The sequence below is a fragment of the Pseudomonas sp. NFACC51 genome (assembly GCF_900103575.1).
GTDB lineage: Bacteria > Pseudomonadota > Gammaproteobacteria > Pseudomonadales > Pseudomonadaceae > Aquipseudomonas > Aquipseudomonas fluorescens_Q.
Window position 1 is genome coordinate 1 of the sequence record NZ_FMXH01000030.1, and the last position, 2,987, is coordinate 2,987.

4 protein-coding genes and 3 tRNA genes are annotated in these 2,987 nt (G+C 53.8%); all 7 read left to right on the forward strand.

The features are described 5' to 3' along the window. Positions 1-174 precede the first annotated feature (174 nt). Positions 175-1,131: a bifunctional biotin--[acetyl-CoA-carboxylase] ligase/biotin operon repressor BirA gene (birA, locus tag BLT00_RS30565; protein WP_092151219.1), complete on the forward strand. Its 957-nt coding sequence runs from the start codon at positions 175-177 to the stop codon at positions 1,129-1,131. Beyond that, the gene (locus tag BLT00_RS30570; protein ID WP_092151216.1) at positions 1,121-1,870 is read left to right on the forward strand and encodes a pantothenate kinase; all 750 of its coding nucleotides are present in this window, start codon (positions 1,121-1,123) and stop codon (positions 1,868-1,870) included. The genes birA and BLT00_RS30570 overlap by 11 nt, the downstream gene beginning before the upstream one ends. A gap of 8 nt (positions 1,871-1,878) precedes the next feature. Continuing rightward, entirely contained in the window at positions 1,879-2,334 is a 456-nt protein-coding gene (locus tag BLT00_RS30575; RefSeq protein WP_063324138.1) for a hypothetical protein, read from the forward strand. Positions 2,335-2,476: 142 nt separating this feature from the next. Further along, a tRNA-Tyr gene (locus BLT00_RS30580) sits at positions 2,477-2,561 on the forward strand. A 23-nt stretch (positions 2,562-2,584) separates the two neighbouring features. Then, positions 2,585-2,658, forward strand: a tRNA-Gly gene (locus tag BLT00_RS30585). A gap of 26 nt (positions 2,659-2,684) precedes the next feature. Then, positions 2,685-2,760 (forward strand) — tRNA-Thr (locus BLT00_RS30590). 84 nt (positions 2,761-2,844) lie between these two features. After that, positions 2,845-2,987, forward strand: a 143-nt coding sequence (locus BLT00_RS30595) for a GTP-binding protein (RefSeq protein WP_256326681.1), incomplete at its 3' end; no start/stop codon positions are given.

The window sequence follows — 2,987 nt, forward strand, 5'->3', positions numbered from 1 at the left end:
AGTGTGGGGTTTCCCCATGTGAGAGTAGGTCATCGTCAAGATTAAATTCCGAAACCCCTATCTGCTGATGCAGGTAGGGGTTTTGTTTTGCCCGCGGGAAAGTCATTTTGTGTTTCTATGCAACTGTCTTGCGCATGGCTATCATGCGGGCCTCATTATCAGGGCGCAGTCCGCATGCTCACGTTGCTAAAACTTCTGAAGGATGGTCGCTTTCATTCAGGGCAGGCGCTGGGTGCTGCGCTGGGTATCAGTCGTAGTGCTGTATGGAAGCAATTACAGCACTTGGAAGCAGAAATAGGGCTGTCTGTTCATAAGGTTCGAGGTAGGGGGTATCAGTTGGCTAAGCCTCTGGTGCTTTTGGATGCTGCAGAGATTTGCGCAAAAGGCCTTCGCGAGTGGCCTGTCCATATCTTTGACGCTATTGACTCGACCAACGCCGAGGCGCTGCGTTTGATCGAGCGTGGGGCGGCGGCGCCGTTCATGGTTTTGGCTGAGCGACAGATCGCTGGTCGTGGTCGTCGTGGTCGTAAGTGGGTCAGTCCGTTCGCCGAAAACCTCTACCACAGCCTAGTGCTACGCATTGACGGCGGTATGCGACAGATCGAAGGGCTGAGCCTGGTCGTCGGGCTTGCTGTCATGCATGCCCTGCGTGATATGGGGATCGCTGAGGCGGGGCTGAAATGGCCTAATGATGTCCTGGTGGGAGAGAAAAAGATCGCCGGCATCTTGCTTGAGTTGGTGGGGGATCCTGCGGACGTTTGTCACGTTGTCCTTGGGGTGGGGATTAATGTGAATATGCAATCGACTGATGAGGTCGACCAGCAATGGACATCCATGTGTCTTGAGGCAGGAAGGGATTTTGATCGAAATGAGCTGGTCGCACGATTGGGTGCGAAGCTTCAGCGCTATCTGAGGCTTCATCACGCATCGGGGTTTGCTGCAATACAGTCGGAGTGGGAGCAATACCATCTTTGGCAGGGCAGGGCTGTCTCCCTGATTGCCGGTGTTAATAAAATTGACGGTATTGTGCTGGGCATTGATCACCAGGGTGCGCTGCGTTTGAAGGTAGACGGTGTGGAAAAAAACTTTAGCGGTGGTGAGCTCAGCCTGAGGTTGCGTGATGATTCTTGAGCTTGACTGCGGCAATAGCTTTATCAAATGGCGTGTTCTTCGTGCCGATGGGGTGACGCCGGTCGAAGGTGGCGTGGTCAGCTCTGACAGCGATTTGCTGGTGAGCCTGAGCCATGCCGAGAAGTTCCAACTCAAGAAATGTCGTCTTGTTAGTGTAAGGACTCCGGAGGAGACGGATTCATTGGTCGCCTCTCTCGTTGATGTATTTGGGGTGTCGGTGACCCGCGCTGTGCCTGCCCGAGAAATGGCGGGGGTGAAAAACGGCTACCAGGATTACGAGCGGTTGGGGCTTGATCGATGGTTGGCCTTGCTGGGTGGGTACCATCTTGCTTCAGGCGCGTGCCTGGTCCTTGATTTCGGTACTGCCATTACGGCTGATTTTGTGGCGGCGGATGGTGAGCATCTCGGCGGATTCATTTGTCCGGGCATGCCTTTGATGCGTAACCAACTGCGTACTCATACGCGAAGAATTCGCTATGACGATATGGCTGCCGAGCGCGCCCATGAGAGTCTCGCTCCAGGTCGGACAACTGTCGAAGCGGTCGAGCGCGGTTGCATGCTGATGCTCAGGGGGTTTGTCCTGACTCAGCTTGAATTGGCGCAGCAATATTGGGGGGAGGATTTCGTGGTGTTTCTCACGGGTGGGGACGCCAATCTGGTTTCCGGGGTTGTTCCTGATGCCAAGGTGGTGCCCGACCTGGTTTTTGTCGGTTTGGCGATGGCCTGTCCCTTGTCTTGAGGTTTTCTATGCGGTGGTTGTTTCTGTTGTTGCTGGTTTTGAATGTCTTCTACTACATCTGGCATCAGCAGGAGGCCCCGCTTCGCGCCAAGGATGTGACTCCGCTCAGTTTGTACCGCGGTTCGCAGCAGGATATTCACCTGTTGAGCGAAACGGCGGATGCGCTTGTCAGGCGCGACCTGGGTAAATCCGGTGAGGCGCAAAAGACTTGTGTTTACTTGGGTGGTTTTGTTCGTCCGGAGCTGGCCAGGCAGTTGGAGCAGCGATTGGCTGCCTCGGGCGTCGTAAGTCGTTCTGCTGCGCCGAACTCGCCAAATGCCCCTGAGGGTGGGGGATTCTGGGTTCAGGTTTCCCAGGAAAGCGTGGGAAAGGTGAATGAAGCGTTGCTTCAAAACCTTTCTAAAGAATTCAATGAGTTAAAACATAAAATAATGCCGTGCGAGGGGGTTGCACCCGCTGGGTAGTTTGCATAGAATGGCGCCCGCTTCGCAGCGAAGACCTTTAAAGGTTAGCGGTACGAAGCGACGTCAACGCAGCTAACCTCAGGTTTTTAATGAGAAAATGCTTGACAGAAGGCTGGCATGATATAGAATGCCGGCTCGCTTAGGAGGGGTTCCCGAGCGGCCAAAGGGATCAGACTGTAAATCTGACGTCTACGACTTCGAAGGTTCGAATCCTTCCCCCTCCACCATTTTAGCGTGAGCTGCAAGCTCCGCGGGTATAGTTTAGTGGTAGAACCTCAGCCTTCCAAGCTGATGATGCGGGTTCGATTCCCGCTACCCGCTCCAAGTTTGCAGGTTGTGCAAAGTGTTTCGCTCTTGTAGCTCAGTTGGTAGAGCACACCCTTGGTAAGGGTGAGGTCAGCGGTTCAAATCCGCTCAAGAGCTCCATATAACAAGGCAGATATGAAAATATCTGCCTTTGTTTTAATGGCTTGTGTGACTCGCTAAATTCTTCTCCTAGGGGTGATTTCGATGGCTAAGGAAAAGTTCGAACGTAATAAGCCGCACGTCAACGTCGGTACCATCGGTCACGTTGACCACGGTAAAACCACGCTGACCGCTGCTCTGACCCGTGTCTGCTCCGAAGTTTTCGGTTCGGCCAAGGTTGACTTCGA

Excerpts from the sequence above, each read along its gene's own strand:
- birA (WP_092151219.1), top strand. The coding sequence starts at position 175 with ATGCTCACGTTGCTAAAACTTCTGAAGGATGGTCGCTTTCATTCAGGG.
- BLT00_RS30570 (WP_092151216.1), top strand. The coding sequence starts at position 1,121 with ATGATTCTTGAGCTTGACTGCGGCAATAGCTTTATCAAATGGCGTGTT.
- BLT00_RS30575 (WP_063324138.1), top strand. The coding sequence starts at position 1,879 with ATGCGGTGGTTGTTTCTGTTGTTGCTGGTTTTGAATGTCTTCTACTAC.